Annotated in this window: 21 protein-coding genes; 2 read left to right on the forward strand and 19 right to left on the reverse strand. The window is 66.1% G+C overall.

Annotated elements, in window-relative coordinates; genetic code table 11:
• Nucleotides 1-3 precede the first annotated feature (3 nt).
• Nucleotides 4-948, forward strand: coding sequence for an acetamidase/formamidase family protein (locus AB5K84_RS30370; protein WP_011086130.1), 945 nt, complete (start codon nucleotides 4-6; stop codon nucleotides 946-948).
• Nucleotides 949-950: 2 nt separating this feature from the next.
• Here AB5K84_RS30370 and AB5K84_RS30375 read toward each other — a convergent pair whose 3' ends face one another.
• The 13 genes from AB5K84_RS30375 to hydA form a co-directional block, all read right to left on the reverse strand.
• Nucleotides 951-1937 (reverse strand): ABC transporter ATP-binding protein, encoded by a 987-nt coding sequence (locus AB5K84_RS30375; protein WP_011086129.1) that lies wholly within the window; start codon nucleotides 1935-1937, stop codon nucleotides 951-953.
• Nucleotides 1934-2923 carry an ABC transporter ATP-binding protein gene (locus AB5K84_RS30380; RefSeq protein ID WP_038966002.1) on the reverse strand — a complete coding sequence of 330 codons (990 nt, stop codon included), beginning with the start codon at nucleotides 2921-2923 and terminating at the stop codon, nucleotides 1934-1936. The genes AB5K84_RS30375 and AB5K84_RS30380 overlap by 4 nt, the downstream gene beginning before the upstream one ends.
• Before the next feature lie 19 nt (nucleotides 2924-2942).
• A complete protein-coding gene (locus tag AB5K84_RS30385) occupies nucleotides 2943-3866 on the reverse strand; it encodes an ABC transporter permease (RefSeq protein ID WP_011086127.1) in 924 nt (307 codons plus the stop codon).
• A complete protein-coding gene (locus tag AB5K84_RS30390; protein WP_011086126.1) occupies nucleotides 3863-4804 on the reverse strand; it encodes an ABC transporter permease in 942 nt (313 codons plus the stop codon). Before AB5K84_RS30390 ends, AB5K84_RS30385 begins: the two co-directional genes overlap by 4 nt.
• 17 nt (nucleotides 4805-4821) lie before the next feature.
• Nucleotides 4822-6426, reverse strand: a complete 1605-nt coding sequence (locus tag AB5K84_RS30395) for an ABC transporter substrate-binding protein (protein ID WP_011086125.1) — start codon at nucleotides 6424-6426, stop codon at nucleotides 4822-4824.
• 142 nt (nucleotides 6427-6568) lie between these two features.
• Nucleotides 6569-8239 carry a nickel ABC transporter ATP-binding protein NikE gene (nikE, locus tag AB5K84_RS30400; RefSeq protein WP_011086124.1) on the reverse strand — a complete coding sequence of 557 codons (1671 nt, stop codon included), beginning with the start codon at nucleotides 8237-8239 and terminating at the stop codon, nucleotides 6569-6571.
• Nucleotides 8236-9084: an ABC transporter permease gene (locus AB5K84_RS30405; RefSeq protein ID WP_011086123.1), complete on the reverse strand. Its 849-nt coding sequence runs from the start codon at nucleotides 9082-9084 to the stop codon at nucleotides 8236-8238. Before AB5K84_RS30405 ends, nikE begins: the two co-directional genes overlap by 4 nt.
• The gene (locus tag AB5K84_RS30410; RefSeq protein ID WP_011086122.1) at nucleotides 9081-10115 is read right to left on the reverse strand and encodes an ABC transporter permease; all 1035 of its coding nucleotides are present in this window, start codon (nucleotides 10113-10115) and stop codon (nucleotides 9081-9083) included. Before AB5K84_RS30410 ends, AB5K84_RS30405 begins: the two co-directional genes overlap by 4 nt.
• Before the next feature lie 28 nt (nucleotides 10116-10143).
• The gene (locus AB5K84_RS30415) at nucleotides 10144-11763 is read right to left on the reverse strand and encodes an ABC transporter substrate-binding protein (RefSeq protein ID WP_011086121.1); all 1620 of its coding nucleotides are present in this window, start codon (nucleotides 11761-11763) and stop codon (nucleotides 10144-10146) included.
• A gap of 124 nt (nucleotides 11764-11887) precedes the next feature.
• Nucleotides 11888-13318 (reverse strand): NAD(P)-binding domain-containing protein, encoded by a 1431-nt coding sequence (locus AB5K84_RS30420; protein ID WP_011086120.1) that lies wholly within the window; start codon nucleotides 13316-13318, stop codon nucleotides 11888-11890.
• A complete protein-coding gene (locus tag AB5K84_RS30425) occupies nucleotides 13315-14064 on the reverse strand; it encodes an SDR family oxidoreductase (RefSeq protein ID WP_011086119.1) in 750 nt (249 codons plus the stop codon). The genes AB5K84_RS30420 and AB5K84_RS30425 overlap by 4 nt, the downstream gene beginning before the upstream one ends.
• Nucleotide 14065: 1 nt before the next feature.
• A complete protein-coding gene (locus tag AB5K84_RS30430) occupies nucleotides 14066-15040 on the reverse strand; it encodes an NAD-dependent epimerase/dehydratase family protein (RefSeq protein ID WP_011086118.1) in 975 nt (324 codons plus the stop codon).
• A gap of 16 nt (nucleotides 15041-15056) precedes the next feature.
• Nucleotides 15057-16526 carry a dihydropyrimidinase gene (gene hydA, locus AB5K84_RS30435; protein WP_011086117.1) on the reverse strand — a complete coding sequence of 490 codons (1470 nt, stop codon included), beginning with the start codon at nucleotides 16524-16526 and terminating at the stop codon, nucleotides 15057-15059.
• Between the two features lie 56 nt (nucleotides 16527-16582).
• On the opposite strand from hydA, the gene AB5K84_RS30440 reads away from it, so the two are divergent.
• A complete protein-coding gene (locus tag AB5K84_RS30440) occupies nucleotides 16583-17245 on the forward strand; it encodes an aspartate/glutamate racemase family protein (RefSeq protein ID WP_038966008.1) in 663 nt (220 codons plus the stop codon).
• Here AB5K84_RS30440 and AB5K84_RS30445 read toward each other — a convergent pair.
• The 6 genes from AB5K84_RS30445 to AB5K84_RS30470 form a co-directional block, all read right to left on the reverse strand.
• On the reverse strand, nucleotides 17242-17910 hold the full coding sequence (locus tag AB5K84_RS30445; RefSeq protein ID WP_171463751.1) for a flavin reductase family protein: 669 nt from the start codon (nucleotides 17908-17910) through the stop codon (nucleotides 17242-17244). The two genes, AB5K84_RS30440 and AB5K84_RS30445, sit on opposite strands and share 4 nt — an antisense overlap.
• A gap of 5 nt (nucleotides 17911-17915) precedes the next feature.
• Entirely contained in the window at nucleotides 17916-18848 is a 933-nt protein-coding gene (locus AB5K84_RS30450; RefSeq protein ID WP_011086114.1) for an N-carbamoyl-D-amino-acid hydrolase, read from the reverse strand.
• 111 nt (nucleotides 18849-18959) lie between these two features.
• A complete protein-coding gene (locus tag AB5K84_RS30455; RefSeq protein ID WP_011086113.1) occupies nucleotides 18960-20642 on the reverse strand; it encodes a long-chain fatty acid--CoA ligase in 1683 nt (560 codons plus the stop codon).
• Nucleotides 20639-21934 carry a class-III pyridoxal-phosphate-dependent aminotransferase gene (locus AB5K84_RS30460; protein ID WP_038966009.1) on the reverse strand — a complete coding sequence of 432 codons (1296 nt, stop codon included), beginning with the start codon at nucleotides 21932-21934 and terminating at the stop codon, nucleotides 20639-20641. The genes AB5K84_RS30455 and AB5K84_RS30460 overlap by 4 nt, the downstream gene beginning before the upstream one ends.
• 11 nt (nucleotides 21935-21945) lie before the next feature.
• Nucleotides 21946-23526 (reverse strand): hydantoinase B/oxoprolinase family protein, encoded by a 1581-nt coding sequence (locus AB5K84_RS30465; RefSeq protein ID WP_038966010.1) that lies wholly within the window; start codon nucleotides 23524-23526, stop codon nucleotides 21946-21948.
• Nucleotides 23523-25532: a hydantoinase/oxoprolinase family protein gene (locus tag AB5K84_RS30470; RefSeq protein ID WP_011086110.1), complete on the reverse strand. Its 2010-nt coding sequence runs from the start codon at nucleotides 25530-25532 to the stop codon at nucleotides 23523-23525. The genes AB5K84_RS30465 and AB5K84_RS30470 overlap by 4 nt, the downstream gene beginning before the upstream one ends.
• Nucleotides 25533-25595: the final 63 nt, after the last annotated feature.

Here is a 25595-nt window from a genome sequence, read left to right on the forward strand (position 1 = left end):
GGCATGGACTACGTTCTGCGATCCACTCCTGGAAACGTCCAGTGGGGACTCTGGGACGGACGGCTGAAGCCGGTGCTCCGGATCGCATCCGGAGACCGCGTGACCATCGAGACGCTCTCGGGCGAGCCGGACGACCTGCCCGATCCATCGCTCGGTTTTGACGTCGTGCCCGGACATGCGGAGGTGCTCGCAAGCGCCTTCCGCGGTCCGGGGCCGCACCTTCTCACCGGGCCTGTCTACATCGAGGGCGCCGAGCCTGGCGACGTCCTCGAAGTGCGCGTGCTGAGCATCGAGCTGCGCTGCAATTGGGGCTGGAATCTCCAGGTCCCGACGCTCGGCACTCTCCCTGAGGATTTCCCCGAGTTCCGCCGCATCCACATTCCGCTGGACCGCGCGCGCAACGTCGCAAAACTCCCCTGGGGCCAGGAGCTGCCGCTCTCCCCCTTCTTCGGCAATTTCGGCGTCGCGCCGCCGCTCGCCTGGGGCCGATTGTCCTCAAAGGAGCCGCGGGCATTCGGCGGCAACATGGACAACAAGGAGTTAGGTGCCGGCAGCACGCTTTATTTTCCGGTCTTCGTGCCGGGCGCGCTGTTCTCCGCCGGCGACGGCCACGCGCTCCAGGGCGACGGCGAAGTCTGCCTGACCGCGATCGAGGCGGCGCTCACCGGCACCTTCGAATTCCACGTCCGCCGCGATCTCCGCCTCACCTCGCCCCGCGCCGAGACGGCGTCCGACTGGATCACCATGGGCTTTGACGAGGATCTCGACGACGCGGCCAAGGCCGCGCTGCGCGACATGATCGCGCTGATCCGCGAGCACAGCGGCCTCGGCGCACAGGATGCCTATACGCTCTGCTCGATCGCCGCGGACCTGCGGGTCACGCAGATGGTCGACGGCAACAAGGGCATTCACTGCGTGCTGGCGAAATCCCGCATGCCATGCCTCTAAACTTATGGTGCCTCTAGTGCCTCGTCGAGGTGGCACGCCACCCACTGCTCGGGTCCAGTCGTCCGAAGCACCGGCTCTTCCGTGCGACAACGGTCGAACACGTATGGACAACGGGTGTGGAAGCGGCATCCGCTCGGCGGATTGATCGGGCTCGGCACGTCGCCGCCGAGGATGATCGGGTTGCGCTGGGCGCCCGGCTCGGGCAGCGGCACCGCTGAGAGCAGCGCCTTGGTGTAGGGATGCCTCGGCGCGGCAAAGATCTCCCGGCGCGGCGCGACCTCGACGATCTTGCCGAGATACATCACCGCGACGCGATGGGTCATGTGCTCGACGATGGCGAGGTCATGGCTGATGAATAGCAGCGCGAGGCCGAATTTCTGCTGGAGATCCTGGAGCAGGTTGACGATCTGCGCCTTGACCGAGACATCGAGCGCGGAGACCGCCTCGTCGCAGACGATCAGCTCGGGCTCGGCCGCCAGCGCCCGCGCGATCCCGATGCGCTGGCGCTGACCGCCGGAGAACTCGTGCGGCCGGCGGTTCAGCGCCTCGCGCGGCAGGCGCACGGTGTCCATCAGCGCCGTGACGCGCACCTCGAGATCTTCCGCGGATTTGGCGAGGCCGAAATTGCGGATCGGCTCCGCGAGAATGTCGCGCACGCGCATGCGCGGATTGAGGCTGGAGAACGGATCCTGGAACACGACCTGCACGCGCCGGCGCATCTGGCGCATCGTGGCCGGCGCGGCATCGTCGATGCGCTGGCCGTCGAGGATCACCTGCCCGGAAGTGATGTCGAACAGCCGCAGGATGGCGCGGCCGACCGTCGATTTGCCGCAGCCGGACTCCCCGACCAGCGACAGCGTCTCGCCGCGCGCGATCTCGAAAGACACGCCGTCGACCGCATACACCCATTCGGACTTGCGGCCGAACAGGCCCTTGTTGACCGGAAAATGCTTCTTGAGGTCGTTGACCTGGAGCAGAGGAGGACTCATGCCGCGACCGCTCCCTTCGCTGCGTAATGACAGGCCGCGACGTGGCGTGGGCCCTTCTCCTCGAGCCCCGGCGCATATTGGCGGCAGAGATCGGTCGCGAGCGCACAGCGTCCGGCGAAGACGCAGCCGGTGATCGGCTTGCGGAGATCGGGGACCTGCCCGGGAATCTCGGCCAGCCGTCTCGCGGTGCCCGTCAGCGACGAACCAAGCCGCGGCACGGCGCCGAGCAAACCTTGCGTATAGGGATGCCGGGGCGAGCGAAACAGCTCGGCGACCGGCGCCTCCTCGACCTTGCGGCCAGCATACATGACCATGACGCGCTCGGCGATCTCGGCAACGACGCCAAGATCGTGCGTGATCAGGATGATCGCAGCACCGACCCGGCTCTTGAGGTCGAGCATCAGCTTGAGGATTTGCGCCTGGATGGTCACGTCGAGCGCCGTGGTCGGCTCATCCGCGATCAGAAGCTTCGGATTGCACGCCAGCGCAACGGCGATCATCACGCGCTGGCGCATGCCGCCGGAGAGTTGGTGTGGATATTCGCGCACGCGCCGCTTCGGCTCGGGAATGCCGACCAGCGTCAGCATCTCGATCGCGTGCGCCTCGGCGGCCTGCTTGTCCAGGCCCTGATGGATCATCAGCGTCTCGCGGATCTGGCGGCCGACGGTCAGGACCGGATTGAGGCTCGTCATCGGTTCCTGGAAGATCATCGAGATGTCGTTGCCGCGGATGGCGCGCATCTCGCGGTCGGACAGCTTGAGGAGGTCCCTGCCCGCAAAGCGGATGCTGCCCGCGATCTTGCCCGGCGGCTCCGGGATCAGCCGCATCAGCGACATCGAGGTCACCGACTTGCCGCAGCCGGATTCGCCGACGATGGCGAGCGTCTCGCCCTCGTTGACATGGAAGGACACGCCGTCGACCGCGCGGTTGATGCCGCTGGGCGTACGGAAGTGGGCCTGAAGGTTCTCGACTTCGAGCAGCGCCATCGTGATCAGCCTCGCAACATCAGAGGCTCTTGGCCATGCGCGGATCGAGCGCATCGCGAAGGCCGTCGCCGAGCAGATTCACGGCAAGCACGGTGACGGACAGGAAGGCCGCCGGAAAGAACACGATGTAGGGCTTGACCTGCCACAGCGCGCGGCCCTCGGCCATGATGTTGCCCCAGGACGGAATGGTGGGCGGCGTTCCCGCACCGATGAAGGACAGGATCGCCTCCGTGATCATGGCGCTGGCGCAGATATAGGTCGCCTGGACCAGCATGGGCGCGAGCGTGTTGGGCAGAATGTGGCGCAGGATGATCATCGGCGTGCGCGTGCCGCAGGCCACCGCCGCGTCCACATAGGGCTGCTCACGCAGCGACAGCACCACGCTGCGGACGAGGCGCGAGACGCGCGGGATCTCGGCGATGGTGATGGCCAGGATGACGTTGCCGACGCTGCCGCGCGTCAAGGCCATCAGCGCGATCGCCAGCAGGATCGGCGGGATCGACATCAAGCCGTCCATGAAGCGCATTAGGATGCCGTCGGCCCAGCGGATGAAGCCGGAGACGATGCCGATGGCAAGGCCCACCGCAGACGCGAACATCGCAACCGACAGGCCGACCGTGAGCGAGACCCGCGCGCCGAAGAGCACGCGCGAATAGATGTCGCGGCCGAGCACGTCGGTGCCGAACCAGTAGTCCGCCGACGGCGCGCGCGTGCGCTTGGCTGGCGCGAGCGCGGTCGGATCGACCGTTCCGAGATAAGGCGCGAAGATCGCGATCAGGACCAGCGTCAGCAGCAGCGCACCGCCGATGGCGACCGTCGGATGACCGCGCAGGAAGCCGATGAAGCCGCGCCGGATCTTGACCGGCCGAAGGATCTCCGGCAGTTGCGGCGCGAGGACTAGACCGGCCGGGAGCGATTGCGGGTTGACGGTGGTGTCGGTCAATAGCGAATCCTCGGGTCAACGAGCGTATAGATGACGTCGATCATCAAATTGACGAGGACGTAGACGAAGCTGAACAGCAGCACGATCCCCTGGATGACGGGATAGTCGCGGCGCAGGATCGCATCGATCGTGAGCCGGCCGAGGCCGGGAATCGCAAACACGCTTTCCGTGACGACGGCACCGCCGATCAGGAGCGCGATGCCGATCCCGATCACGGTGACGATCGGCACCGCCGCGTTCTTCAGCGCGTGAACAAACAGGATGCCGCCCTGCCCGAGGCCCTTGGCCCGCGCGGTGCGGATATAGTCCTGCTGCAGCACTTCGAGCATGGTGGCGCGGGTGATGCGCGCGATCAGCGCGATGTAGACACAGCCCAGCGCGACCGCCGGCAAGATCAAGTTCTCCAGCCAGGGCCAAAAGCCCTGGGCAAGCGGCGTGTAGCCCTGCACCGGCAGCCATTCCAGTTCGAGCGCGAAGATGTAGGAAAGCATGTAGCCGACCACGAAGACGGGCAGCGAGAAGCCGAACACGGCAAAGCCCATGATGACGCGGTCGATCAGGCTGCCGGCTTTCCACGCCGCCACCACGCCGAGCGGCACCGCGACCACGATGGTGAGCAGCAGCGTGACGATCATCAGCGACAGCGTCGGTCCGAGACGCTGCCCGATCATCGTCGAGACCGGCAGATTGGTGAAGATCGAGGTGCCGAGATCGCCGTGCAGGATGCGCCAGACCCAGCTTCCGAACTGGATCAGGAACGGCCGGTCGAGACCGAGGCTCTGGCGGATTCGCTCCACATCCTCCGGGCTCGCCTGATCGCCCGCGATCACCACGGCCGGATCACCCGGCGCGATGTAAAGCAGGCTGAACACGAACAGCGCGACGATTGCCATCACCGGCAAGGTCGCGACGATGCGACGGAGGATGTAGGAGAGCATCTGGCCTCAGCGCGCGATCATGCGGATTTCGACACGCCCCAGAAGAACGGCAGCGGCCCCTTGGTAATGCCGGAGACGTTCTTGCGCCACGCGGTGTAGCTCAGGAAGAAGCCGGTCGGCGCGTAGACGACGTCATCGAGCGCCGCCTTGTTGAGGCGGCCGATGGCGGCTTTCTCCTCATCGAGGTTCTTGGCCTCGAACCAGGACGCGACCTCCTTTTCGGTGCCGGGGCTGGTGGGCCAGCCGAACCAGGCCTTGTCGCCGTTGGCGCGAATGGCGGTGTACGGCGCAGGGTTGATGCAGTCCGCGCCCGCATGCCAGGTGTGGAACATGTTCCAGCCGCCCTGTCCCGGCGGCGTCTTCTGTGCACGGCGCGAGCCGACCGTGCCCCAGTCGGTCGCGACGAAATCGACATTCATGCCGAGCTTCTTCAGGAGGTCCGCGGTCACGTCGCCCTGCGCCTTGGTGATCGGCTGGTCCTGCGCCACGAGGCACGTCACGGGCTGGCCGGAATAACCGCTCTCGGCGAGCAGCTTCTTGGCTGCGTCGAGATCGCGCTTGCCCTTCAGGATCTCGCCGCCCGCCTCGGAATAGAGCGGCGTATCCGGCGTGAAATAGCCGGGCAGCGGCTTCCACAACGCGGTGTCGTCGCCGACGATCGCGCGCATGTAGTCTTCCTGACTCATTGCCATCAGCACCGCGCGCCGCGCCCGCACGTCGTTGAAGGGCGGATACAGGAAGTTCATGCGGAACGAGCCGACATTGCCGAGGGGATCGCCAATGTCGACGCTGATGTTCTTGTTCTTCTTCAGGACCGGAACGAGGTCGGCGATCGGGCTTTCCCACCAGTCGACCTCGCCGTTCTGCAAGGCGGCGGCCGCGGTCGCCGGATCCGGCATCACGATCCATTCGATGCGGTCAACCATGATCTGCTTGCCGCCGGCCAGCCACGACGCTTTCTCCTGCCGCGGCGCGTAGTCGGCGAACTTCTCGAACACCGCTTTCGCGCCGGGCACCCATTCGCCCTTGGCGAACTTCATCGGCCCGGAGCCGACATAGTCGGTGATCTGCTTGAACGGATCGGTCTGCGCGATGCGCTCCGGCATGATGAAGGCGCACGGCGAGTTGTTCTTGGCCAGCGCGTAGAGCAGCTTCGGGAAGGGCTGCTTGAGCACCCATTTGAAGGTGCGATCGTCGACGGCCGTCAGCTCCTGCTGAAGCGCCTTGATCATGAGCCCCATCGGATCTCGCGCCGACCAGCGCGTAAGGCTCGCGACGACGTCCTTGCTCAGCACCGGCTCGCCGTCATGGAACTTGAGCCCCGGCCGCAATTTGAACGTCCAGGTCGTACCGTCGTCGGTGACTTCCTCGGACTCCACCATCTGGCGTTGCGGCTGGAGCGAGGAATCGATGCCGTAAAGCGTGTCCCAGACCAGCGCCGCAGCGTTGCGCACGACATATTGCGTGCCCCAGATCGGATCGAAATTGGCGAGATTGGCCTGCGGCACGAAGCGCAGGGTACGCGCCGCGGCACCCTGGGCGATCGCCGGGGCCGAAAGGCCGCCCGTCAATGCCAGGCCGCTTGCGCCAGCCAGTCCCTTCAATACGGTCCTGCGGTCCATGAAGTCCTCCCAGTAATGCCGTGATGCCGGCCAATCATTGGCCAAGAGCAGTGAAACCGAAGCCCATTGGCGTGCAAATGGTATGCCAGTAACCAGGCCTTCGCCAGCGGGATCTCATCGTGACTTTGGGTCGATCGAGACCTCAAAGCGCCGCCGCCAGCGTCGGCCCGGTCTCGATATGCGGGATCGCCTCGACCAGCTTGCGCGTGTAGTCGGTCTTCGGATTGTCGAACAGCGCCCGGCTCTCGCCCTGTTCCACGATGCCGCCATTGCGCAGCACGATGGTGCGATCGCAGAGCATGCGCACCACGTTGAGATCGTGGCTGACGAACAGCAGCGCGATGTCGTTCTCGCGGCGCAAGCGATCGAGCAGTTGCAGCACCACCGCCTGCACGGAGACGTCGAGCGCGGCGGTCGGCTCGTCCAGCACCAGAAGCCGGGGCCGGCAGGCGATGGCGCGGGCGATGCCGACGCGGGCCTTCTGGCCGCCGGAGAGCTGGTGCGGGAAGCGCGGCAAGAGATCGAGCGGCAGCCCCACGCGCTCCGCGCATTCCTCGACCCGCGCGCGCAGCGCGTCGCCCGTCCGCATGCCGTCGAGCCGCATCAGGGGATGGGCGATGCAGTCGAAGGCGGTGAAGCGCGGGTTGAGGCTCTCGTTCGGGTCCTGGAAGACCATCTGAATGTCCTTGCGCAAGGACGAGCGGTGAAAATCACGCGACGCCACATGACCGATCGACTGCCCGTCGAACACGATGTCGCCTTCGCTCGGATCGATCAGGCGGCAGATCATCCGCGACGTCGTGCTCTTGCCCGAGCCGGACTCACCGACGAGACCGACGCTCTCGCCGCCGGCCATCGTCATCGAGAAATCCGCGACCGCCGCGGAGCCCTGATCGAAACGCTTGGCAAGCTTGCGCACTTCCAGCAGCGGCGGCGTACCGTGCGCGGGCTCCTGCCTCGGCATGTTGACAACCGCCGCGTAGCCTTCCCGCTCCTCCTCCGTCACGAGATCCTCGATCCGGGACGTCGCGGTCGGCGATGCCGCAACGAGGCGCCTGGTGTAGGCGTGCTGCGGCGTGGTGAAGAGAATCCTGGGACTGGCCTCCTCGACGATGCGACCGCGCTCCATCACCGCGATGCGACGGCAGTAGCGCGCCGCGAGCCCGAGATCGTGCGTGATCAGGATCGTCGCCATGCCGCGCGCGGCGGCGATGTCCGCCAGAAGATCCATCACCACCTTCTGCGTGGTGACGTCGAGGCCGGTGGTCGGCTCGTCGGCAATCAGCAGTGCGGGATTGCAGGAGATCGCGATCGCGATCATCACGCGCTGGCACATGCCGCCGGAGAGCTCGTGCGGATAGGCATTCATCCGCGCCTCGGGGTCGCGGATCTGGACCGCACGCAGCAGCTCCAGCGCCTCGGCGCGCGCGGCGTCCTTCGAGATGCGCTTGTGGGTGAGGATCGCGTCTGCGATCTGCAAGCCGATCGCCCGGATCGGGTTGAGCGCCGCGCGCGGGTTCTGGAAGATCATGGACATCGCGGCGCCCTGGAGCTGACGGAGATCGTCGCCCCGGAGTTTTGTCACGTCCTGCCCGCGAAACAGGATCTTGCCGCCGGTGACGCGGCCGGCTGCATCGAGCAGCCTTGTCGTTGCGAACCCCGTAACCGACTTGCCCGAGCCGCTCTCGCCGACGAGGCCGAGCATCTCGCCCGCTTCGACGGTGAGCGTGACCCCGCGCACGGCCTCGACCATGCCGCGCCGCGTCGAGAACGAGACGTGGAGGTCGTCGATCCTGAGCAGTTCCTTGCTCATGTGCGCATGCGGGGATCGAGAATGTCCCGCATCCCGTCACCGAGGAGATTGAAGCAGAGCACGGCCAGCATCAGCGCAAGGCCGGGGAAGGCCACCAGCCACCACCGTCCGGTCGAGATGAAGCGCGCGCCTTCCGCGACCATGATGCCCCATTCCGGCGTCGGCGGCTTGACACCGAGACCGATGAAGGAAAGGCCCGCGGCATTGAGAATGGCCCAGCCGAGATTGAGCGAGATCTGCACCGCCATCGCCGGCAGGATGTTCGGCAGCAGGAAACGCAGCACCACGGAGAAATGGCTCTCGCCGCAGGCGCGCGCGGCCTCGACCCAGCCGACATTGCGGCGGACGTTCACCTCGGCGCGGGCGAAGCGGATGTAGAACGGAAGATTGATGATCGCTGTCGCAATCACGATGTTCTCGATGCGGTTGCCGAGGGCTGCGACCATGGCCATGGCGAGCACGAACAGCGGAAAGGCCATCATCACGTCGACGAAGCGGCCGACGCCCCGGTCGAGCCTGCCGCCGGCATAACCGCAGAACGAGCCGACAACGGCACCGATCACGAAGGAGATGCCGACCGCGGAGACCGCGATGGCAAGGTCGAGCCGCGCCGCGATCACGAGGCGGCTGAACACGTCGCGCCCGAGCTGGTCGGTGCCGGCGAGATGGGCTGCGCTCGGCGGCTGCAGCGCTTCCGAAACATTGGAGACCACGGGATCGTAAGGCACGATCCAGGGGCCGAAGATCGCGAGCAGGACGAACAGAAAGACGCCGGCCGCGGCGACGGCCGTAAGCGGATTGCCGCGCAGGATCCAGACCGAATGGCGGAGGGTTGCGCTGGTCATTCGATCGACACCCTGGGATCGGCGATGCCGTAGCAGACATCGACCACGAGATTGACCAGCACAAAGAGGCTGGCCATCAGCAGCACAAAGCCCTGCACCGGCGCATAGTCGGAGGACAAGAGCGCATCGAGCGCGTAGGAAGCAACGCCCGGCCAGGAGAACACCTTCTCCACCAGGACATTGGCGCCCAGCATGGTCGAGAATACGATGCCGGCGATGGTGATGACGGGGAGAATCGCATTGCGCAGCGCATAGGTGACGACCACCTTGCGCCACGACAGCCCGACAGAGCGCGCGGTGCGCACGAAATCGCTGCCGAGCGAAACCAGCATCGAGGCGCGCGTGATCCGCGCCAGCGGCGCGATCACGAACAGGGCCATGCTCACCGCCGGCAGGACCAGCTGCTTGCAAGCTGCCCACCAGCCTTCAAAATCTCCTGCGAGCAGGAAATCGATCGAGAGGAAGCCGGTGCGCTGCGGCGGCAGCGAGGTGAAGACGTCAATCCGGCCCGTGGGATCGGGCGCGAGCCCGAGCAGGTAGTAGAAGACGTAGATCAGCAGCAGGCCCGACACGAAGGTCGGCACGCAGACGCCGAGCGCGCAGAACAGCCGCACGCCGTGATCGACGATCGATCCCGGCCGCAGCGCCGCGGCCACGCCGAGCGGCACCGCCGCGATCAGCGCGATCAGCAGTGCCGTGAAGGTGAGCTCGAGCGAGGCCGGCAGCCGCTCGCGCAGATCCTTCAGCACCGGCTGCCCGGTCATCATGGAGCGGCCGAGATTGCCGTGGCCGATGTCTGAGAGGTAGAACACGAGCTGCTCCGGCACCGACCTGTTGAGCCCCATCTGCTTGCGGATCTGCTCGATCTCCTCCTTGCCGGCGTTGGGCCCCGAGGCAAAGAACACCGCGGGGTCGCCGGGTAGAACGCGCATCAGAAGAAAGGTGAAGACCAGCACACCGAACAGCGCCGGCAGCGACGACAGAAGCCGCCTGCCCGCCCGGATCATCGTTGCGCCAAGACCGGTCATCACCTTTCAGAGCCCCTCTCGTTTGCCGATCTCACTTGCGGCTGACGTCGCGATAATCCACCTGGCGGTGGAACTCGTAGGTATAGCCCTCGATCGACGACGCCATCACCGCGTCCTGGTTCGGCTGCCACAGCGGAATCTGCGGCATCTCGCTGAAATGGATCGCGTTGAGCTTGCGGCCGTCGTCCTCGTACTTGGCCTTGTCCGGCTCGAAGCGGGCTTCCTGCGCGATCGCGGCGAGCTCGGGATTGTTGATGGAGCTGTAGTTCCAGCGCTGATTGCCGGTATAGAAGTTGCGGTAGAAGTAGTCGGTCGACGGCAGCCAGGCGACGATGCCTTCGGTGAAGAACGGCAGCTTCTTCTCGTTGATCTGCGTCGACATCTGCGCATCCGGCAGCTTCTGAATGTCGACCTTGATCCCGATCTTCGCAAGCGATTCCTTCACCAGCGACGCCATCGGCTCGGCCGTCGAGGCCTGGCCGACGTTGAAGCTGAAGGTGGTCGCAAATCCTTCGGGAAGGCCGGCGGCCTTGAGATATTCGCGGGCCTTGTCGAGATCGGTCTTCACCGGTGCCTGGAACGGATAGATGCCGTTCACAGGCTTGCCGTCCGGCCAGCTCGCGCCGAACAGCGGCGCGCCGCGGCCGAACAGCGCGGCCTTGAACATGTCGTCATACGGCAGCGCGAAGGCGATGGCGCGGCGGACATTGACGTTGTCGAAGGGCGGGATCTGGTTGTTCATCGAGACGAAGGTGATCGCATTGTACTGCGGCGTCGAGATCACCTTGAGCTTGCCCTTGGCCTCGAGCGACTGCACGTCGCTCGCCTGGAGATCGACGACGATGTCGGCATCGCCGCGCTCGACCAGGTTGGCGCGGGTCGCCGGTTCCGGCACCGACTGCACAATCACACGCTTGAAGAAGGCGGGCTTGTTGGCCGAGCCGCGGTTCCAGGACTCGTCACGCTTGAGGATCACCTGCTCACCCGGCTTGAAAGTCTCGACCACATAGGCGCCACTGCCGGCGGTGTGCTCCTTCAGCCAGGCGGTGGCCCAGGGATCATCCGCGGTCGCGTGCTCCTTGGCGACCTTCGAGTTGATGATCATGGGATAGACGGTCGCCAAATTCGGCAGCGCGAGCTTGTCGGGCTTTGGCAGCGTCACCTCGATGGTGAGGGGATCGATCACCTTGAACTGATCGGCCGACGTCAACGAGCCGGTCAGGAGCTGCGCCTTGCCGAGGATCGGCGCGGTGACGCAGCGATCGAGCGACCATTTCACATCGTCGGCCGTAACAGGCGAGCCGTCCTGGAACTTGGCGTCCTTGCGCAGGCGGAAGGTGAGCTTCAGCCCGTCGGGACTGACGTCGTAGGATTCGGCGAGCTCGCCGGTGATCGTGTCGAGATCGAACACCCATTTGCCGTTGAGCTGCTTGCGGCCGAACGCCACCAGCCGGTCGTAAGTGCTCATGCTCAGCGCGAAGGACTCGCGCGTCGAGCCGGGGATGTTGGGATCGAGCGTGTTGACGGATGCGCCCGTCACATAGCGCAGCGTTTCCGCCCTGGTTTGGGCCTGCGAAGGCGCGTTCGCGATGAGCAGAAGCGCAACGGTGGCGAGCATCGAGGACGCCGGCCTGAAAGACACAAAACGCATTCGTTTTTCCCTGAATTTCGACAAGAACGCCAGCAAGGCAGGTTAAGAAACAAGCAAGTTGCGCGCCAGTCTCACGGGTCGCGCGTGGGGACGCTTCGTCGCGGCGGCGCATGGATGATCATCGCTATTCCCCCGTCTTTCGCGCCGGCCGCGTGACCACGGCCTGCGGCACGTCATAGGCGCTGAGCGACGCCCAGTGCCGCGCGATATCGGCGCGAAACAGGCCGCGCGTCAGGCCGTGGACCAGCTTCGGGACGGCGGTCGTCATCGCGTTGATCGACGATCCCGACGGACCGAAGCTCATGGTGGAGGCGATGGCGAAGAGATGGATGTCGGAAATCCAGGGCGTCTCGCCCGGCACGCGCTCGGTGAAGGCGTAATCGTCGGCGAGATAGGGAAAGCGGCCGAGCCGTTCGTTGCGCTCGCTCGAAGGCGGCTGATAGCGGTCGGCCCAGGTCGCGATGTTGCCGGCGAATGCAGCGAGCTCGCCGCGCCCTGCAAAGCTCATGTCGATGCCGGTACCGCAGATGACGAAATCCGCCGGGATGGCGCCGCGCGGCGTCTGCAATTCGACGCCTTTGCCCGTCTCCCGGGCCGCCTCGACCGGCGCGCCCTCGTGCAGTGTGAAATTGGCATGACGCGCGCAGCGATCATAGGTTGCTTGCGGAAAGCCTTCCCGCATTTCGAGGATGGTGCGCATGAAGCGCCAGCGCCAGGCATCGTCGAGATCGCTGAGATGACGCAGGAAGCCGCGAAAGGTCAGCCACCGATAGGGCTGGATCACCTGGATCTGCGTACGGCGGCACAGCAGATGCACCTCGGCGGCGCCAGCCTCCAGCGCGGTCGCCGCATTGTCGAAGGCGGACGCACCGGCGCCGATTACGGCGACGCGCTTGCCGCGCAGCTTTTCGAAGTCGATGTCGTCGGCGACGGTCGCGACCGAACCTGACGGCAGATGGCGGAGCGGTTCCGGGATCATCCAGCCGCCCATCCCCTCCTGCCCCGTCGCCAGCACGATCTTGCGGGCGTAGAGCGTCTCGACCTCTCCTGCCCGTTTTACTCGCGCGGTGAGCAAGCCGTCAGACGCAGGCGCGATCTCCAGGAGTTCGCAAGCGTTGCGCACCGGCAAGCCGACCGTGCGGCGCAGCCACAGCAGATACTCAGCCCAATGCCCGCGTTCGATCAGGCCGAGTTCTTGCCAGCTCTGCTTGCCGAAGCGGGCTTCGTGCCAGGACTGGTAGGTCAGGCTCGGAATGTCGAGGTCGGGACCGGTGTAGTCCTTGGGGCTGCGCAGCGTCGGCATGCGGGCGTAAGTGAGCCACGGACCCTCCTTCCCCTCCTCGGCCTTGTCGAGCAGCAGGATGTTGCTGACGCGGGAGCGCATGAGGCCGAAGCCGATGGCGATGCCGGATTGGCCGGCGCCGACGACGAGCACGTCCAGCGCCGGTTTGCCATCAGGCCCGATCTTCGGCTCAAGCCATGCCGCGCCCGGATGCGCGATCATGGCGAGATCAGCGCGAACGTCAGCTTCGAGCTCTCCCAGCGCGTCGGTCATGCCGCGAGCCAGCCTCCGTCAACCACCATTACGGTTCCGGTCGTGAAGGACGACGCGTCGCTGGCGAGATGCAGCGCGGTCTGCGCGATCTCTTCCGCCGTGCCAAACCGCTTCATGGCGTGGCGGTTGCGCGAAGCTTCGCGCACCTCGTCCGAATTGGCGTGACGGGCAAAGCTGCGGCGAAGCATCGGCGTGTCGATCGCGCCGGGCGCGATGGCGTTGACGCGAATGCCGTCGGTGGCGAAATCCACCGCCATCGTCCGCGTGAGACTCACGATCGCGCCCTTGGCGGCGATATAGGCGCTGTTGCCCTTGCCGCCGGCGATGGCGAGCTGCGATGCCAGCGTGATGATCGAGCCGCTCTGCTGCCGCTGCATGTGAGGCACCGCGGCTCGCGCCCACAGCCAGGTGCCGCCGACATTGGCGCGGAACACCGCGTCCCAGTCGTCCGGGCTCGTCGTCAGCACCGTGCCGCCGCAGGAGAAGCCGGCAGCGGTCATGAGGATATCGAGCCGGCCGTGGCGCGCCACGACATCGCCGGCAACAGTCTCGGCCAATGCGGCATCGCCGACGTCCCCGACATGCACCGTTGCCTCTCTCACGAGGCCCAGCGTTTCCTGAAGACCCGCGGCATCGCGATCGACCAGCGCGAGACGCGCGCCCTCCGCCGCGAACAGCTTCGCGCTGGCCCGGCCGATGCCCGAGCCCGCGCCGGTGATGATGGCCGTGCGCCCCTGCAGCCGCATGTCAGATCCCTTCCTTGTGCTGCATCCACCAGGCGCTCATTGCTGCGGCCGACTCCACGCAGCCGAACCGGGCGCGCCAGCCGAACTCATCGGCCATTCGCTTGACCGACATCGGCGCACGATCCCCGCCGTGGAGCTTGATGAAGGTCTTCTCTCCGGGTGACGCGAGCCGGCACTCCAGCCCGGGATGAAGGGCTGCGAACGCCTCACCCCATTGCAGCGCGGACCAGGCCGCGCCGCTTGAGATGTTGTAGAGCCGGTGGCGTGGCCGCTCGGCTTCGATCAGCACCGCCACCGCTTCGGCGGCGTCGGGCGCGTAGGTCCAATCCTTGATGCCTGGCGCAGGGAGAAGGGCCGGTTCGCCGCGGGCGAACGCAGCAAGGATCTGGAACTGGAGGCTCGGCGTATCGCGCACCTTCCCGATCTGCTCCCACGGACCGAACACGGCGCTTAACCGCACACTCAGAAAATCGCCTCCCCACAACTCGGCAAGCCGCGCCACGGATCTCTCTGACGTGAATTTGCTGATCGCGTAAAATGAGACGGGATCGCACGGCGTCTCCTCGTCCAGTACCGGATAGCGTTGCCCCGCGGCACCATAGGCGGACGCAGAGGAGAGATTGATCACGCGCCGAACGCCACGGCGGATCGCAGCGCTCAGGATCGGCATCTGAGCCATCACATTGATCTCGAGGATGCTCGAGGTCGTGGTCCGCTCGAGCTGGTCCCCGGCGGTTATGGCAGCGCCAAGGATGATCGCATCAAAGCCTTGCTTTACCAGCGCGTCGATCCTCTCGATGTCCGTGATCTCGCCCTGAATAATCGAGAGCCGCTCCCGGTGGTCAGCAAAGAACCGCTCCGCGCCAGCCGGAAGTTGCTTACGATCATACAGCGTCACCTCATGGCCGCGCGCAAGCAACACCTCGGCAACATTGAGGCCGACAAAGCCGGTGCCGCCGAAGATGACGATCTTCATCGCACGCAATCCACCGTCACAGCAGCTTCGCCCCGAAATTCCGTTCCGGATCCATGTCCGCGACCAGCCGGCCCGTCGGCTTCGCCGCCTCGCCGCCGCTGCGCGCCAGGAATTTTCCGCTGCCGGCGCTCGCGAGGCACTTGTTGCCCTCGACGATCACGCGGCCGCGCGACAGCACCGACACCGGCCAGCCCTTCACCTTGCGGCCTGCGAACGGCGTGTAGCCGGCGAGATCATGCATCATCTCGTCGGCGATCACGGTCTCGCGATTGGGATCCCAGATCGCGATATCGGCGTCAGCGCCGACCACGATCGAGCCCTTGCGCGGATGCAGATTGTAGATTTTTGCCGGCGCGGTCGCAGTCAGCTCCACGAATTTTTCGAGGCCGAGCCGGCCCTTCGACACCATCGCGTCGAACAAGAGCGGCAGCCGCAGCTCCAGCCCCGGCAGGCCGTTGGCGACCTGCTTGAAGTTTGGATTGGGGCCGGCGCGCAGCTTGCCGGTCTCGTCAAAGCGATACGGCGCGTGATCCGACGAGATGGTCTGGAGATCGCCGAGCGACAGCGCCTGCCACAGCGCCTCCTGGTCGGCATGCGTGCGCGGCGGCGGGCTGCACATCCATTTGGCGCCGTCCGCACCGGGCTTGTCGAGATCGGCAGCGGTGAGGAACAGATATTGCGGGCAAGTCTCGGCAAAGACCTTGAGCCCCTGCCCGCGCGAGTCGCGGATGACCTTGGCGCCTTCGGCGGTGGAGACATGGAAGATCATGATCGGCTGGTCGATCAGCGCCGCCATTCCGATCAGCCGGGTGAACGCCTCGGCCTCCGACACACGGGCGTGGCTGACGGCGTGGTATTTCGGCAGCGTGTAGCCGCGCGCGAGCAGGCGCTTCACCATCCAGGCGATGATGCCGTGGTTTTCGGCGTGCGCGCACAGCATCGCGCCGGACTGGCGCGCGGCAAGGAGGATGTCGAGCAGCGGCTCGTCGTCGACCTTGAGCCGGTCGTAGGTCATGAAGATCTTGATCGACGCATGCCCCTGCTTTACCAGCGCCGGGATGTGCTCCTCGACCGTCTCCCTGGTCGCGTCCGCAATGATCATGTGGAAGGCGTAGTCGATCACCGCGCCCTTCTTCGCCAGCGCGTGATAGTCCTCGACCACCTGCGGCAGCTTCATGCCGACATGCTGGGCGGCGAACGGGATCACCGTGGTGGTGCCGCCGAACGCCGCGGACACGGTCGCGCTCTCGAACGTATCGGCATTCATGATGCCGGCCGCGGACAATTGCTCGATATGGGCGTGGCTGTCGACGCCGCCGGGCAGCACCAGCTTGCCGCGCGCGTCGATCTCGCGCTTGGCGGCCGGAAGGCCGCGGCCGACGGCTGCGATGGTTTCGCCGGAGATGGCGACGTCGGCCTCGAAGACGTCAGTCGTGGTCGCGACGCGGCCGCCGCGAATGATCAGGTCGTAGGTGGGTTCAGTCATGAGGCACTCCGTGATAGGCTCAACGCACGTGATCGCAATTTCTTGGAAAGACCATCATGCCCCGGCCGCGCATTCTCGTCATCAATCCGAACTCCAACCCCACCGTCACGCAGGGGCTGGAGGACGCCTTGAAGCCGCTCGATTTCGAGGGCGGACCGGAAGTGGTTTGTCGGACGCTGGCCGAGGGTCCGTTCGGCATTGAAAGCCAGGCCGACGTCGACAGCGTCGCGATGCCGCTGCGCCGGCTGGTCGAAAGCGACAACAGCTCCGCCGCCTTCGTCATCGCCTGCTACAGCGATCCCGGGCTTCAGGTCTGCCGCGAGGGCACCAACCGCCCGGTGTTCGGCATCGCCGAGTGCGGCGTGCTGACGGCGCTGGCGCGCGCCGAAACCTTTGGCGTCATCGCCATCGCCCAGCGCTCGATCCCGCGGCACATGCGCTATCTCAGGCAGATGGGATTGACCGACCGCCTCGCCGGCGAACGGCCGCTCAACATGAGCGTTGCGGAAACCGCCTCGGGCGAAGGCACGCTGGCCAAGATGATCGACATCGGCCGCGCGCTGCGCGACGAGGACGGCGCCCGCGCCATCGTGATGGGCTGCGCCGGCATGGCCCGCCATCGCCGCCCGCTGGAAGATGCGCTTCGTATTCCCGTGATCGACCCGACACAGGCGGCCGTCACCATGGCGCTCGGAACGGTGCAGTTCTCGGCTCACTAGGCGTCCTTCAGCTCTTTGGCGTCCTGCCGCGCGCGCCATTGCGCGTGGCTCTCGCGGACCAGTGCGAACGTGTCCCGCTGCGTCGTGTAGAGATTGCCGAACATGCGGCCGATCGGCCGGTAGGCGTCGAGATCGACATACATGTTGGCCTCATCGACGAGGCCCTCGCGGGCGTGAACCCTGAGCACCTCGCCGACCAGTAGCTCGCGATCCGGCGAGAACGTCATCACGACATGGCGCCGGCATTCCAGCGCAAAGGGTGCCGCAGCGAGACGCGGCACCTTCACGTCGACCGAGGGAAGCGTGGCGAGCCCGGTCGCAGCGACCTCGCTGTCGCCGGAAGGAAAATCGACCGCGCAGTCGTTCATCGCCACCGACAGCGCCTCGTCCACCATGTGAACCACGAACTCGCCGTCGCGATGGATGTTGCGGGTCGTGTCCTTCGGGCTGTGATCCGGCTTGTGCTGAAGCCCCAGCACGATCAGCGCGGGACTCTCGGAGAAGACGTTGAAGAAGCTGAACGGCGCGGCATTGACCGCACCGTTCTCGTCCAGCGTCGTCACCAGCGCGATCGGCCGCGGCACCACCACGCCGCAGAGCAGCTTGTAGCGGTCGCGCGGATCGAGCTCGGCTAAGGGAATGCCTGATGTGCCCTTGTCGGCCATCGGCGTCACTTTTCCGGCGGCGGCACCGCGCCGGTTTGGCTGGTAATCAGGCCGTAATGCTCGATGCGGCGGTGCCGGGCGAAATCGAAGATCGTGGTCTTGCCGAAGGTAGTGGCATCGAGGTCGCAGGCGTGAACCAGAACCTCGTCGTCGTCAGTCTTGGCCTCGGCGACGATCTCGCCGTTGGGGTCGACGATCAGGCTGCCGCCAAACAGCGGGTGGCCATCCTCATTGCCGGCTTTGGCCACTGCGACGACCCAGGTTGCATTCTGATAGGCGCCGGCCTGCACCGAAAGGCGATTGTGAAACAGGCGCTTCTCGACGCCCTCCTCGCTCTTCTCCGCATTGACGGACGGCGTGTTGTAGCCGATCAGCACCATCTCGACGCCCTGCAAGCCCATGACGCGATAGGTCTCGGGCCAGCGCCGGTCGTTGCAGATGGCCATGCCGATGATGCCGCCCAGCTCGCGCCAGACCTTGAAGCCGAGGTCACCCGGCTCGAAATAGCGCTTCTCCAGGTGCTGGTGCGAACGCTTGGTGTCGTACTCCACATGGCCCGGCAGATGGATCTTGCGATATTTGCCGACGATCCTGCCGGACTTGTCGGTGAGGATGGCGGTATTGAAGTGATGGCCGTCCGGCGTCAGCTCCGCGTAACCGAAATTCATCGCCATCTGATGCTGCGCCGCGCGCTCGAACAGCGGTTTCGTCGCCGCACTCGGCATCTCGCGCTCGAACCAGTTGTCGAACTCGGCCCGGTCCTCCACGTACCAGCGCGGAAAAAACGTCGTCAGCGCCAGCTCCGGATAGACGATCAGATCGGCGCCTTTTGCTTTCGCCTCGTCCATCAGCGCGATCATGCGCTTGACCACGGCCTCGCGGCTGTCGGCTTTCTGAATCGGGCCCATCTGGGCGGCGGCAACATTGACGATACGCATAAGCGGGTTCCTGGTGACCTCTTGGACGAAGCTGAACATCGCAGCCTCAACGATTTGCCGGCGCCGGCAGCATAGCGCAGCCGCGTCCGGAATTTCCAGCCGGGCGCCTTCTCATGCGGTCCGCCCCCATTCGGCGTCTTGCAGCAGTCGCCAGTTGATCTTGTTGCTCGCGGTCCGCGGCAAATGATCGACGAAGATAACGGCGCGCGGCGCCTTGTAGCTCGCCATGACGCCGCGCGCCCAGCCGATGATATCGTCCGCCGACGTCGTCGCGCGCATCGCCTCGTCCAGCACCACCAGGGCCTTGACCGTCTCGCCGCGATAATCGTCCGGCGCCGAGACGATACAGCACTCCCGGATGGCGCGGTTCTGGTACATGGCCGCCTCCACCTCGGCCGGCCACACCTTGAAGCCGCTGACATTGATCATCCGCTTGAGGCGGTCCACCGCAAAGAAATAGCCGTCAGCATCGCGATAACCGAGATCGCCCGTGCGCAGGAACCGTTTGCCTGAGAGTTCGATGAAGGATTCAGCATTGGCCTGGGGGCGGTTCCAGTAGCCTTGCAGCACCTGCGGCCCGTGCACGACGATCTCACCGACGACGTTGTCGTCCAGCTCGATCAGGCTCTCGGGATCGACGATCCGCGCGTCGGTCTCCTGCACGGCGATGCCGAGACACTGCCGCTTCGGCGCCGCCATCGGATTGAGGTGCGTCGGTGACATGGTCTCGGTCATGCCGTAGCCTTCGACGAAATCGAGACCGAAGCGTCCCTTCAGCCGCTCGGCCACCGCCGTCGGCATCGCCGCGCCGCCACCGGTCAGCACCTTCAGCTTCGCAAAACACCGGTCGCGGAATCGGACGCTTGCGAGCACGTCGACGATCATGGTCGGTGCCGCGTTCCAGAACGTCACGCCATAGGTTTCGAACAGGTCCGGCAGCAGATCCTTGTCCCAGCGCGCCATCAACAGCAGCGTGGCGCGGGCGACGATCGCGGCATTCATCGAACCCTGCATGCCCGCGACGTGGAACAGCGGCATGAATCCAGTCATCACGTCGCCGCCGTCGAGCCCGTACCAGCGCGCCTGCAAGGCCGCGGTGAACAGCGCGCTGCGATGACTGTGCATGCAGGCCTTGGGCTTGCCTGTCGTTCCCGACGTGTAGGGCAGGATCATGAGGTCGTCCGGCCCGGCGGCCATCGCACCCGGCCGCAAGCCTTGCGCGATCGCGGACGACCAAAAGTGCCAGCCCGGCGACGACGGCATCTCCGACGGCGCTTCGGTCACGCAGGACGGCAGCGTATAGGGCGTGGCGACCGGAACCTCGTCGCGATACTGCGCGACGATTGCATACGCAATGGCATCCCCGACCAGCGGAGCAAACACATCGCTCAGTTCGCTGCCGATGATCGCGACCTTCGCGCCGCTGTCCGCGGCGAGATACGCCATCTCGGCGGTCTTGTTCATGGGATTGACCGGCACGATCACGGCGTCCGCCCGCATCACCGCATAATAGGCGATGACATATTGCGGCGAGTTCTGCAGCGCGATCATGACGCGGTCGCCGCGCTTGATGCCGCAAGCGTCTTGCAGGAAACCCGCCAACGCATCGACGCGCTCGCGCAGCTCGGCGTAGCTCAGGCTTGCACCGTAAAACACCGTCGCCGGATGCGACGGCCGGTCGTTCGCCGCGCGTGCCAGCGCGTCGTACAGCGTCCCTTCCGGCATCGTGAGATGCCAGGGCTCATCCACCGGCCAGGCCGGCGGACGACGGGATGGTGCGTGATCTATACTCACCCGTGCTCCTCGTCCGCGACGTCGAGACCGTGGTCGAGCGCGTCGAGAAGGAGCGTAGCCTCGTGCTCGGAGATCACCAGTGGTGGCGCGAGGAACAGCGAGGTTTGCTCGCCGCTGGTCCCGATCACCGCGCCGGCCTCCAGCGCGCGCTCCGCGACGCGCGAGGCGATCGGCACCTCGGTCGTGTCGGCATGCCAGGTGCGCCAGTCCGGGCCGTGCAGCTCCACCGTCCAGTGCAGTCCCTGCCCCGCCACGCGCTGCACGCTCGGATGTTTCTGCGCGATCGCGAGCAGGCGGCGGATGAACAGCTTTTCGAGGCTTTGCACGTGGTCCAGAATCTTGTCGTCGCTGACGACCTTCAGATAGGCGCTGACGGCCGCCATGCTGATCGGATGGCCGCGCAGCGTGCCATAGTTCTGCCAGCTCGTGCCCTTGAGCCGCTCGACGATGTCCTTGGACACCACGACCGCGGCCACCGCCGCCGCACCGCCGCCGAGCGACTTTCCGAGCGTCACGATGTCGGGGCGGCTCTCCGCGCCCTGAAACGCGAACCAGCGGCCCGCGCGACCTGCGCCGGTGACGACCTCGTCCGCGATCCAGTAGGAGCCCGCCTGCCGCGCGCGGCGCGCCACCTCGTCTTGATAGGCGCCGTCGTAGTAGATGCCCCCTTGGGTGTAGTCGATGATCGTCGCCGCCGTGTCAGAGAGCAGGCGCGTGGCATCCGCCAGATATTCGCTAGGCGGCGTATTATTGGCCGGTGCGCCGTAGATCGCGCCATTCGGTGCCGGCAAAATCCGTACTGGCGCCATCGGTGCCGGCAGCTGCGAACCGCCTGAGTGCACCGCGAGCCCGCCATGCCATTGCGGCTGCACCGTCATGCTGCGCGACAGGCCGGTGATGCCATGATAGGCGCGCTCGCGCGTCGCCAATGCAGAGCGCTGCGTCAGCGCCTGGCAGAGCGAAAGTGCCATGTCGTTGGCCTCGCTGCCGCTGATGCAGAAGCGGACCGCACCGACCCAATCCTCTTCGCCCCCGAACGCGGTGGCCATCAGGTCGTCCGCGGCCTGCTCGCGACCGACCCAGGTCCACCCCTCATTCACGACCGGCGTATCGGCCGCACGGCGGATCGCCTCCACCATCGCGGGATGACGATGCCCGAGGCCGCCGCCGGTGTTGCTGCCGTCGATGAGGCGGCGGCCGTCGGACAGGTGAAAGTAGACGCCCTCGCCGCCGACCACGGCCATCGGCGCGGCCTCGCCCGCATTCAGTCCGGTTCGCAACAATCTGCTCATCGCGGGTCCCCTCACTCCGCGGCAGCGGCGCCGTAGCCACCGCCGCCGCACATCTCGATCGTGACGAGATCGTCTTGCTGCAGCACCAGGTTCGACTTGCCGTCGATGGCCACGTTTGCGCCATGCCTGACGAGCGAGATGCGGCAGGCCTTGCCGGATTCGCCGCCCTGCATGCCCCAGGGTGCAATCACCATGCGCTCGATGCAGGTGGTCAGATGCATCGACGGCGCCAGGATGCGGTAGGTACGGACGGAACCGTCACCGCCGGGATGGGCGCCTGCGCCGCCGGACTGCCGGCGAATGGCCTGCTGCTCGAGGCGGATCGCGTAGTTCGCCTCGATCACCTCGACCGGCGTGTTCGAGGTGTTGGAGAGATGCACCCGGGTTGCCGACATGCCGGCGCGATTGTGCCGCGCGCCCTCGCCGCCGCCATGGACCTCGTAGAGCATCTTCCATGAACCGTTTTGACGCGGTTCGGCGAAGAACAGCACGCCCGCGGTGGTCGCGCCCCCTGCCGACAGACGTTCCGGGATCGTGTCTTGCATCGCGCGAAAGATCGCATCGACGATGCGCATGGACGTCTCGTGGTTGCCGGCGGCAACCGAAGCCATCCAGCCCGGCTCCAGGATCGAGCCCGGGCGCGTGATGATGGTCAGGGGCCGGAGTGCACCCGCATTCTGGTTCATGTCACGTCCGCTCATGATGCGCGCGGCGTAGGCGACGGCCGAGCGGGCCATGAACGGCGTCGTGTTGCAGAAGTTCGAGACGCGGTCGCAGCTTCCGGAGAGGTCGAAGGTCGCCTCATCGCCGCGAATCGTGATCTTGACGTGGATGCGCGCGGGCGCGTTGTTCTCGCTGCCGTCGTCGAGATAATCCTCGCCTTCGTAGACGCCGTCCGGCAGCGCGCGCAGCGCCTCGCGCATCTCGATCTCGGAGAGATCGTGCAGGCGCGACTGCGTTGCCGTGAAAACCGCCTTGCCGTGCTCGCGGCAGAGCTCGACGATGCGCTTCTCGCCGGCCTTGGTCGCCGCGATCTGGGCCAAAAGATCGCCCTCGCAGGACTCGGGGTCGCGGACGTTGGCCTTGAGCAGTTGCACGATCGGCGTATTGACGCCGGCGGAGGTTGCGATCAGCACCGGCGGAATGCGCATCGCCTCCTGGAAGGTATCGATGGCCTTGGCGAAATAGCTGCCGGGCCAGGTGCCGCCGATATCCGGCCAATGCGCGAGGCTGACCGCGAAGGCGACGATCTCGCCGTCGACGAAGACAGGACGAACGACCTTGACGTCGTTGAGATGGTTGCCGCCGAGCGCGCCGACATTGTAGATCAGCACGTCGCCGTCGTTCAGGGTTTCGATCGGCACGACCTTCAGCAGTTCCGGAATGGTGTAGGCCATCGCGCCGAGATGGATCGGGATGTCACGGCCCTGCCCGACCAGGCCGCCGCGACCGTCGGTGATCGCGGACGACAGGTCGCCGGCCTCGCGCAACAGCGGCGAGCGCGCCGAGCGCGTCATCACCAGGCTCATCTCTTCGGCGGCGGCGGACAACCCGTGCCTGATGACTTCGACGACGAACGGGTCGAGCTTCATGCCGCCCTCCGCGTCAGGAACAGGTTGCCGGCGGCGTCGGGCTTTGCCTGCCAGCCAGGCGGCACCACCACCGTTGACCATGCGTCTTCGATGATGGCCGGACCGCTGACGATTTCGGTCAGTGCAGCGCGGTCGATGATCGCGGTTGCGATGTCGTGGAAGCCGTCGAACGAGCAGGTGCGCCGGCCGGTGGACACCGCGCGGGCCACGGTCGCCGGCCGGCTGACAACGGTCGTCGACGGGCGGCGCGCCTGCACCCGCACGGATTCGATGACGCAGGGCTCGCCGGTCGCATAGCCGAAAAGCTCGTGATGCCGCGTCAGGAAGTCTCTCTTCAACTGTGCGACGTCGAGCGGAAGCGTGAAGGATACCGGGATGGCATCATTCTGCGCAGTGTAGCGCATTAGGGCCACCAGCTCGACCTGGATCTCCGCCTGCGCAACGCCATTGGCGATCAGCGGCGCGGAGGCATCGTCAATCAGCGTGCCGATCCGCTCCGACACGCGGGCGAGATCGATGCCGTCGAGGGCGGCGCGCAGCGTCTGCTGCTGGAGAAAACTGAAATCGGCGGTGAGGCAGCCCAGCGCCGAGAACGCGCTCGACGCGCTCGGGACGACCACCTGCGCAATCCCGTAGAGATCGGCAAGACCCGCAGCATGCATCGGTCCGCCGCCGCCGAAGGCGAGCAGCGTGCAATCGCGCCCGTCGATGCCACGCTCGACCGTGACGCGGCGGAGCGCGCGCGCCATCGTCGCGTTCGCAACCTTGATGATGCCGAGCGCCGTTTCGGTCAGGCTCAGCCCCAATGCCTGCGCGATCGGCGCGATGACGCGCTTGGCGGATTCGATGTCGATGCCGATGCGATCGCCAAGCTTGGTCTCGGGATTGAGATAGCCGAGCACGGCGTTGGCGTCGGTGATGGTGGGCTCGGTTCCGCCGCGGCCGTAGCAGGCCGGCCCCGGCTCGGAGCCGGCGCTCTCCGGCCCGACCATCAGGCCGCCCGGACCGTTGCGCACGATCGATCCGCCGCCGGCACCGATGGAATGAACCGCGAGCATCGGTTGGCGCAGCGGCTTGTCGCCGAGCATGCGGCCGTCGGTCATCTCGGCCTGGCCGTCCACGATCAGGCACACGTCGGTCGTGGTGCCGCCCATGTCGAAGGTCAGCATGCGCGACGTGCCGAGCTGGCGCGCGATACTGACCGAGGCCGAGACGCCGGCTGCAGGACCCGACATCGCCATCACGAGCGGCCGCCGCTTCACCGCCGAGATCGGGATCATGGCGCCGGCCGAATGAAACACCTGCAGGCCGGCTCCAATCGGCAGCCGCTGCTCCAGCTCGCTGAGATATTCCACCGCGATCGGCATCGCGGCCGCGTTGAACACGGTTGCCGAGGTCCGCTCATATTCGCGGGCCTCCGGATTGATCTCGTGCGACAGCGAGACGTGGGCGACGACGTCCTTGAGCCGCTCGCCGAGAATCTTTTCATGCACCGGATTGGCGTAGGCGTGCAGCAAGGCCACCGCGACGCTCTGAACGCCGGTCTGCTTGAGCCAGGCCACCAGACGCGCGATCTCGGCGTCCTCAAGCGCCTTCAGCACCCTGCCTTCGTGATCGAGGCGCTCGGCGAGTCCAAAGCATCGTTCGGGCGGCACCAGAGGCGGCGATTTCGGGGGAATGTCGAGCCGATAGAGATCGCGGCGGCGATAGCGCGCGATCTCGAGCACATCGGCAAAGCCTTCGGTCGCGACCAGCGCAACCTTCGGCAGCCGGCCCTCGACGATGGCGTTGGTCACGCGGGTGGTGCCGTGGACGAAGCGCTTGACCTCGCTCTTGCGCAGGCCGACGGCCTCGATGGCCTCAAGCATCGCCTGAACGGGCGCCTGCGGGCGCGACGGCACCTTCGCAATCCGCGCCTCCGCGGAGTCGCGCCGGATCGCGATGATATCGGTGAAGGTGCCGCCGATATCGGTGCCGACTTCCCAGTGATGTTCGGAAGAGCTCATGTGCAGGGATCAGCTACGCGTGACGTCCGAACCGGACGCCGGGTCCTTGCCGTTCATCGCAAC

Source organism: Bradyrhizobium sp. 1200_D9_N1_1, from assembly GCF_052075915.1.
GTDB lineage: Bacteria > Pseudomonadota > Alphaproteobacteria > Rhizobiales > Xanthobacteraceae > Bradyrhizobium > Bradyrhizobium diazoefficiens.

What these genes read in the sequence shown, in the direction of transcription:
- AB5K84_RS30370 (WP_011086130.1), top strand. Translation starts at nt 4, where the DNA reads ATGGACTACGTTCTGCGATCCACTCCTGGAAACGTCCAGTGGGGACTC.
- AB5K84_RS30375 (WP_011086129.1), bottom strand. Translation starts at nt 1,937, where the DNA reads ATGAGTCCTCCTCTGCTCCAGGTCAACGACCTCAAGAAGCATTTTCCG.
- AB5K84_RS30380 (WP_038966002.1), bottom strand. Translation starts at nt 2,923, where the DNA reads ATGGCGCTGCTCGAAGTCGAGAACCTTCAGGCCCACTTCCGTACGCCC.
- AB5K84_RS30390 (WP_011086126.1), bottom strand. Translation starts at nt 4,804, where the DNA reads ATGCTCTCCTACATCCTCCGTCGCATCGTCGCGACCTTGCCGGTGATG.
- AB5K84_RS30395 (WP_011086125.1), bottom strand. Translation starts at nt 6,426, where the DNA reads ATGGACCGCAGGACCGTATTGAAGGGACTGGCTGGCGCAAGCGGCCTG.
- nikE (WP_011086124.1), bottom strand. Translation starts at nt 8,239, where the DNA reads ATGAGCAAGGAACTGCTCAGGATCGACGACCTCCACGTCTCGTTCTCG.
- AB5K84_RS30405 (WP_011086123.1), bottom strand. Translation starts at nt 9,084, where the DNA reads ATGACCAGCGCAACCCTCCGCCATTCGGTCTGGATCCTGCGCGGCAAT.
- AB5K84_RS30415 (WP_011086121.1), bottom strand. Translation starts at nt 11,763, where the DNA reads ATGCGTTTTGTGTCTTTCAGGCCGGCGTCCTCGATGCTCGCCACCGTT.
- AB5K84_RS30420 (WP_011086120.1), bottom strand. Translation starts at nt 13,318, where the DNA reads ATGACCGACGCGCTGGGAGAGCTCGAAGCTGACGTTCGCGCTGATCTC.
- AB5K84_RS30425 (WP_011086119.1), bottom strand. Translation starts at nt 14,064, where the DNA reads ATGCGGCTGCAGGGGCGCACGGCCATCATCACCGGCGCGGGCTCGGGC.
- AB5K84_RS30430 (WP_011086118.1), bottom strand. Translation starts at nt 15,040, where the DNA reads ATGAAGATCGTCATCTTCGGCGGCACCGGCTTTGTCGGCCTCAATGTT.
- hydA (WP_011086117.1), bottom strand. Translation starts at nt 16,526, where the DNA reads ATGACTGAACCCACCTACGACCTGATCATTCGCGGCGGCCGCGTCGCG.
- AB5K84_RS30440 (WP_038966008.1), top strand. Translation starts at nt 16,583, where the DNA reads ATGCCCCGGCCGCGCATTCTCGTCATCAATCCGAACTCCAACCCCACC.
- AB5K84_RS30445 (WP_171463751.1), bottom strand. Translation starts at nt 17,910, where the DNA reads ATGGCCGACAAGGGCACATCAGGCATTCCCTTAGCCGAGCTCGATCCG.
- AB5K84_RS30450 (WP_011086114.1), bottom strand. Translation starts at nt 18,848, where the DNA reads ATGCGTATCGTCAATGTTGCCGCCGCCCAGATGGGCCCGATTCAGAAA.
- AB5K84_RS30460 (WP_038966009.1), bottom strand. Translation starts at nt 21,934, where the DNA reads ATGAGCAGATTGTTGCGAACCGGACTGAATGCGGGCGAGGCCGCGCCG.
- AB5K84_RS30465 (WP_038966010.1), bottom strand. Translation starts at nt 23,526, where the DNA reads ATGAAGCTCGACCCGTTCGTCGTCGAAGTCATCAGGCACGGGTTGTCC.
- AB5K84_RS30470 (WP_011086110.1), bottom strand. Translation starts at nt 25,532, where the DNA reads ATGAGCTCTTCCGAACATCACTGGGAAGTCGGCACCGATATCGGCGGC.